The organism is Bacillus sp. 05T31 (assembly GCF_056396725.1).
This window is the reverse complement of the sequence record NZ_JBFTMA010000191.1, coordinates 1-7,633: the sequence shown is the minus strand read 5'-3', so window position 1 is coordinate 7,633 and position 7,633 is coordinate 1. Positions and strand designations below refer to the sequence as shown.

Annotated in this window: 4 protein-coding genes and 2 pseudogenes; all 6 read left to right on the top strand. The window is 34.8% G+C overall.

Features of this window, described 5'->3' with window-relative positions; all coding sequences use genetic code 11:
• Positions 1–1,696: pseudogene (gene colA / locus AC1DJR_RS13705) on the top strand (collagenase ColA); the annotation flags it as partial.
• Positions 1,697–2,085: 389 nt separating this feature from the next.
• Positions 2,086–2,634: an NfeD family protein gene (locus AC1DJR_RS13700; RefSeq protein ID WP_088032433.1), complete on the top strand. Its 549-nt coding sequence runs from the start codon at positions 2,086–2,088 to the stop codon at positions 2,632–2,634.
• A 12-nt stretch (positions 2,635–2,646) separates the two neighbouring features.
• A complete protein-coding gene (locus tag AC1DJR_RS13695; RefSeq protein WP_477002820.1) occupies positions 2,647–4,221 on the top strand; it encodes a flotillin family protein in 1,575 nt (524 codons plus the stop codon).
• 112 nt (positions 4,222–4,333) lie between these two features.
• Positions 4,334–5,521: pseudogene (locus AC1DJR_RS13690) on the top strand (HAMP domain-containing protein); the annotation flags it as partial.
• Complete coding sequence (locus AC1DJR_RS13685; RefSeq protein WP_477002822.1) at positions 5,513–6,460, top strand: methyl-accepting chemotaxis protein; 948 nt, start codon at positions 5,513–5,515, stop codon at positions 6,458–6,460. The pseudogene AC1DJR_RS13690 and the gene AC1DJR_RS13685, both read left to right, overlap by 9 nt.
• On the top strand, positions 6,460–7,633 hold a 1,174-nt coding region (locus AC1DJR_RS13680), incomplete at its 3' end, for a PAS domain-containing protein (RefSeq protein ID WP_477002821.1). The genes AC1DJR_RS13685 and AC1DJR_RS13680, both read left to right, overlap by 1 nt.

Sequence of the window (7,633 nt, the reverse complement as noted above, 5' to 3'; positions counted from 1 at the left end):
ATTTAAAACTGGGGATAAAGTGTCAGAAGAAAAAATTAAGAGATTATATTGGGCTGCGAAGGAAGTAAAAGCGCAATATCACCGTGTGATCGGAAATGACAAAGCTTTAGAACAAGGTAATGCAGACGACGTATTAACGATAGTAATCTATAATACTCCAGACGAATACCAGTTAAATAGACAATTGTATGGATATGAAACAAACAACGGTGGAATTTATATTGAAGAGACAGGGACATTCTTTACATATGAGCGTACGCCAGAGCAAAGTATTTATAGTTTAGAAGAGTTATTCCGTCATGAGTTTACTCATTATCTTCAAGGGAGATATGAAGTTCCCGGTTTATTTGGAAGAGGAGATATGTATCAAAATGAAAGATTAACTTGGTTCCAAGAAGGAAATGCAGAATTTTTCGCAGGATCTACTCGTACAAATAACGTTGTACCAAGAAAGAGCATCATTAGTGGATTATCATCTGATCCTACAAGCCGTTATACAGCAGARCGWACAYTATTTKCKAAATATGGWTCWTGGGATTTYTATAAYTAYTCKTTYGCAYTGCAGTCTTACTTATATACTCATCAATTTGAAACATTTGATAAAATTCAAGATTTAATTCGTGCGAATGACGTGAAAAATTATGATRCSTATCGTGARAMTYTAAGTAAAGATYCKAARYTAAATAAAGAGTATCAAGAGTACATGCAGCAGCTAATTGATAATCAAGATAAGTACAATGTGCCGGAAGTAGCAGATGATTATTTAGCTGAACATGCACCAAAAGCACTAACAGAAGTGAAGAAAGAAATTAGTGAAACGTTGTCTATGAAAGATACAAAAATGACAAAGCATACATCTCAATTCTTTAATACATTTACATTAGAAGGAACGTTTACAGGTAGTGTAACAAAAGGTGAGTCAGAAGACTGGAAAGCAATGAGTAAAAGAGTAAATGAGACTTTAGAACAATTGACGCAAAAAGAATGGAGTGGCTACAAAACGGTTACAGCATATTTCGTCAATTACCGTGTGAATAGCTCTAATCAATTTGAATATGATGTAGTCTTCCATGGTGTCGCAAAAGATGATAAAGAAAATAAAGCTCCAATTGTTAATATAAATGGTCCTTATAATGGGYTTGTAAAAGAAGGAATTCMATTCAAAAGTGATGGATCAAAMGAYGAAGATGGAAAAATCGTTTCTTATTTATGGGAYTTYGGRGAYGGMAGWACAAGTAMAGAAGTTAATCCAGTACATGCATATGAAAGAGAAGGAACTTATAAAGTAGCCTTAAGAGTAAAAGACGATAAAGGTAAAGAGAGTAGAAATGAAACAACTGTTACGATTACAGATGGGAGTTTAACAGAATCAGAACCAAATAATCGTCCAGAGGAAGCAAATCGTATCGGGCTAAATACTACTATAAAAGGTAGCCTTATCGGCGGGGATCACACCGATGTTTATACATTTAATGTGGCATCAGCGAAAGATATCGATATTTCTGTTTTAAATGAGCATGGAATCGGGATGACATGGGTACTTCACCATGAATCAGATATGCAAAATTACGCAGCTTACGGTCAAGCTAATGGAAATCATATAGAAGCAAAATTTAATGCAAAACCAGGTAAGTATTACTTGTATGTGTATAAATATGATAATGGCGATGGAGCATACGCATTATCAGTAAAGTGAAACTTTAATTAGTGGGGGCGTCCCCACTAATTATTAGTTGAACCAATCGGGCTTTTACGGGCAGTTAACTCCCACCTAACTCCTTCGCATTCGCCGAGTTTTGAGGTGGGAGTCTTACTGCCCGTTAATGCGGGGTAAAATAAGTGCTCTTCCAATGTATGTTTAACTTTACTTTTTGTGGGAAATAGTATATTATATAGATATACAATATATCGGTTATTTACTAGGAGGAGCCTGTCACAATAGGTTTCTCCTGTTCTTTTTTAGAGACCTGTCTTACAGGTTTTTCTTTAAAAATTAAATAACTGAAAATTAAGATTAATGATTTTTGAAAGAGGTGGGGCATACACATAACAAAAAAGGGATTGTTTAAGAAAGGGGGATAAGAAATGGTCTTGTTTGGTTATCCACTTGAAACAATTTATTTATACGGATTYATAATTGCAACTATACTTACTGTCATTTATATCTTCTTTGGAGATATATTTGAATCAATATTTAGCTTTGGTGGAGGATCTGTATCCATTGTAACTTTATTACTTAGTTTTTTTGCAATGTTATGTGGATTTAGTTATATAGGAGAATATTTATTTTCCTTTAATAGCATTATTATTTTTGGTGGCTCATTTGCTATATCCTTTATCGGTGTTTTCATAATGAAAATATTAATTTTAAAACCGATTGCAGAGGCAGAGCAAAATACAATGCACCGCATGGATGAATTTATTGGACGAAAAGGAGAAGTAATTATATCGATTCCGAAAGAAGGATTTGGAGAAGTATTAATCTCATCCCAATTTGGAAGTAATGCAATACCAGCGAAAACAATTGGGAAAAAAGATATTTCACAAGGAACCGAGGTCATTATTGAAGGAGTTCAAGATGGTGTTTTGCTTGTACAAAACATYGCTTATTCTTTAAARAAACCAAAATTATAAGGGGGAATTTACATGACGATTCCATTAATTATCGGTGGAGTTTTACTCGCAATTTTACTTCTACTCATTTTAGTATTYATTACGAAGTATCGTACAGTTGGYCCRGAYGAAGCATTAATTGTAACAGGGAACTGGCTTGGTGGTGGAAAGAATGTYGTTAYCACTGATGATGGAAAGAAGATYAAGATTATCCGCGGTGGTGGTACTTTCGTTGTTCCAATTATGCAACGGGCAGAACTTCTTAGCTTATTAAACTACAAATTAGAAGTTGGAACACGTGATACGTATACGAAACAAGGTGTACCGATTACAGTAAACGGTGTTTCTATTATTAAAGTAGGATCGACAATTGAAGAAGTTTCTACAGCAGCTGAACAATATTTAGGAAAAGAAACGGAAGAGTTAAAAGTGGAAGCAAAAGAAGTTTTAGAAGGGCATCTACGTGCTATTTTATCTTCTATGACAGTAGAAGATGCTTATAGTAATAGAGAGCAATTCGCACAAAAGGTGCATGAAGTGGCTTCTACTGATTTGAAGAAGATGGGACTTCGCATCGTTTCCTTTACAATTAAAGAAATAATGGATAAAAACGGTTACTTAGATGCACTTGGTCAGCCTCAAATTGCAATGGTTAAGCGTGATGCAACAGTTGCGAATGCAGAGCGTGAAAAAGAGGCACGAATTGAAAAAGCTCGTGCTGAGAAAGAAGCAAAAGAAGCAGAATATCAACGTGATGCACAAATCGCTGAAGCTGAAAAACATAAGGAATTAAAAGTACAATCTTATAAGAGRGACCAAGAACAAGCTCGYGCAGATGCAGATCTTTCTTATGAATTACAACAAGCGAAAGCACAACAAGGTGTTACAGAAGAGCAAATGCGAGTTAAAATCATTGAGCGTGAAAAGCAAATTGAGTTAGAAGAAAAAGAGATTGCGCGTCGTGAAAAGCAATACGATGCAGAAGTAAAGAAAAAGGCAGATGCAGATCGCTATGCTGTTGAACAATCAGCTGAAGCGGAAAAAGTAAAACAAATGAAAAAAGCAGATGCGGATCAATATAAAATTGAAGCAGAAGCAAGAGCACGTGCAGAAGAAGTTCGTGTAGAAGGTTTAGCAAAAGCAGAAATTGAAAAAGCACAAGGTCAGGCAAAGGCAGAAGTACAAAAAGCACAAGGTACAGCAGAAGCAGATGTTATTAGATTAAAAGGTTTAGCAGAAGCGGAAGCGAAACAAAAAATTGCAGAAGCATTTGAATTATATGGGCAAGCGGCAATTATGGATATGGTTCTAAAAATGCTTCCGAGTTATGCGAAAGAAATTGCAAGTCCACTTAGCAATATTGATAAAATTACAGTTGTCGATACAGGCGGCGGTGGTAAAAATAGCGGCGCCGGAAAAGTTGCAGGTTATGCGACTGATTTAATGGCAACGATGCAGGAAACACTAAAAGCTTCTTCTGGTATTGATTTAAAAGAATTACTAGAAGGATTTGCTGGAAAAGGTGCCGTGCAGCAACTATCAAATGATAAACCTGTAGTATCAGTAGTAGAAGATGAGAAAAAAGAAGTAGAAAAAGATAAAAAATAGTAAGGTGGAAAGAACCTCTAGTAAATGGGATACTAGAGGTTCTTTCGTGAAATGTAATATTTCGAATAATGTACATTTTTATATATTGTTTTAATTATTTAAATTCTATAGAATGAAAAAGGTATGTAACAATACTTTAAATGTAGAGAAAGATGAGGAAAAAGAGAAAGAGGATCTCATCAATACATTTAAATCGTATGATTTGTATAAAGAGATTAAATGTAAAGTAATTGCATTTAAAACGGTATGGAGGGGTAGGAATATGTTTCAAGGAAAATTAAGGAGTAGAAGCTTAAAAACAAAGTTACTTGTATCATTTATTATTATTTTAATTCTTCCAAGTATTGTAATTGGTTGGACGTCTTATCAGCAGGCGAAGACAAATTTTAATGAAACAATTTTGCAATCAGCAAAAGATAACGTGAAGGTTTTAAATAATGTAATTAATAAAGAGTTAGATAGTAAGAAAGTAGACGCAGCATATTTTACAAAATTATTCACTGGAGCGAGCTATCAAGCAGATCAGCTTCAAAACGTGCAAAATAAATTAGAAGAATATAATAAATTACATCCAGAAATGGAAGCAATATATACTGGATCTAGTAATGGACAATTTATTCAATCACCGGTACTTCAAATGCCAGAAGGGTATAATCCTACAGAAAGAGATTGGTATAAAGAGGCAGTGAAAAAAAGTGGTGAAGTAATTATYACRGCTCCATATAAATCAAAAACGACAGGAAATATTGTTGTTACAATAGCAAAACAAAATGAAGATAAGAGCGGCGTTCTTGGTATTGATTTAATTATTAATGATATTGTAAATACTTCAAAAATGGTTACTATCGGTAAAAAAGGCTATGTTGCAATTTTTGATCAGGACAAAAATGTAGTAGCACATCCAACAATGAAACCGGGGGATAAAGTAGAAGAAAAACTTGAAAAAGAGTTGTACAAACAAGAAATAGGTGATTTTAAATTCAAACTCGATGGTGAGGATCGCAAYATCACTTTTAAAACAAATAARCARACYGGATGGAAAATAGCAGGAATTATGCCTTCAAAAGAAATAATTGAAGCGGCTGAACCTATTTTCTATAAAACATTAACTGTTATTGGAATTTCATTAATAGTTGGTGGAATTGTAATTTACTTCATAATTTCTTCTATTATTAAACCGTTAAAACAACTTGTTATATCAGCGAGGAAAATTAGCGAAGGTGACTTAACGGAATCAATTACTGTTCGTTCGAGGGATGAAATTGGACAGTTAGGAGAAAGTTTTAATGAGATGGCGACATCATTACATGATGTAATTTCAAATATTAATACTTCAGCTGGTCATGTAGCAGCTTCTTCGGAAGAATTAACAGCWAGTATGAAGCAAGCWRGTGAAGCGACRGARCAAATTACAAGGGCGATGGAACAAGTATCGAGTGGKGCAGAAATACAAACGCGGGAAGTTGAAGAAGGRGCGACTTTGTTAGAAGAAGTTACAGAAGGAATTCAGCGTGTTGCGGATAGCTCTTCGTTAGTATCCACAGCATCTATGTATACGAAGCAAAAAGCTGAAGATGGTGGAAAGTTAGTTGAACAAACTGTGAATCAAATGCAATTAATTCATGAGTCTGTTTCACAGTCAGACAAAGTCATTGTGTTATTAGATGATAAGTCAAAGCAAATTGGAGCTATTCTTGAAGTGATTCAACATATTGCACAGCAGACAAACTTATTAGCATTGAATGCTGCAATTGAGGCTGCAAGAGCTGGGGAGCAAGGAAGAGGTTTTGCAATTGTAGCAGATGAAGTACGTAAACTAGCGGAACAATCGGGACAGTCTTCTACGGAAATTGGAAAGTTAGTGAAAGAGATACAATTTGATATAAAAGAAACTGTAAGTTCTATGAATCAAGTTGGTACAGAGGTACAATCAGGGCTTGTAGTTGCAAATGAGGCGAAGCAAAGCTTTGTAGAAATATTGAAATCTACAAATGATACAGTTGTACAAATTGATAGTATGGTAGATGTAGCGAAGCGAATGACGATAGATACAAAACAAGTAAGTGCATCTATTAATGAAATTGCAGCAACGATTGAAGAAAATGCAGCAAGCGTTCAAAATATTGCTGGCTCCTCTGAAGAACAAGTAGCTTCAGTAGAAGAAATAAATTCAGCAGCAGTTCACTTATCGCGAATGGCTGAAGAATTACAAGAGATGATTGGTAAATTTAAAGTGTAATAACAAGCATTAGAATTACATTAACTATTAGTACACTTATTCTTGTTGTACTGCTGTTAACGAGTTATTTATTTTACTACATATTATCTGAAACAGTAGAAGACCAAATCGGAAAAAGAGCGCTGCATGTTGCGAAAACAGTTGCTGCTATACCGGAAATCGGGGAAGCTTTTCAAAAAGAAAATCCAGCTTCTATTATTCAGCCAATTGCAGAAAAAATTCGAATCGAAACAGATGCTGATTTTATTGTAGTTGGAAATAAAGATGGTATTCGTTATGCGCATCCTAAGCGAGATAAAATAGGAGAGAGAATGGTTGGCGGAGATAATGAAGGGGTTCTATTAGAAGGGGAATCTTACGTTTCGAAAGCAACGGGATCATTAGGGCCTTCACTACGCGGAAAAGTCCCGATTCGTAATCAGGATAATGAAATTATTGGTGTAGTATCTGTTGGTTTTTCCATGGATGATATTCATGGAGCGATAGAAGTGTATGGAAAGCGTGTGTTTTGGATTACAATAACAGGTCTGTTAATTGGGATAATAGGCTCTGTATATTTAGCAAAAAGTATTAAGCGGATGATGTTTGGAATGGAGCCAGAAGAAATTTCATCTTTATACGAGGAGCATAGTACAGTTATTCAATCTGTACGTGAAGGGATTGTAGTAATCGATAAAAATGGTATGGTTAGTTTAGTAAATCAAGCGGCATACGATATCCTTTCTTTAGATAAACAACAAAATATAATAGGGAAATTTATTTTAGATGTTATTCCTAATTCATCGATACTGGATGTACTTCAAACCGGAGAAGAACAATTTGATCGCCAATTAAATATAAAGGGGCAGGATGTTATTGCTAATCGTCTACCTATTAAAGTTAATCATAAAGTAACTGGTGTAGTATCCAGCTTGCGCTTGAAATCTGAGATGGATCAATTAACAGCGGAATTATCTCAAACACGGCAATATACAGAGGCATTACGGGCGCAAACACACGAATATAACAATTTATTGTATACGCTTTCAGGTCTTATTCAATTAGAGTCTTATGAAGATGCTTTAGAGCTTATTCATAAGGAAACGGCAGTATATCAAGAGTTCGTTCAATTTATTATGAAACGAATTCAAAATCCATGGTTAGGTGGGATTTTAATTGGATTTTATAATAGGG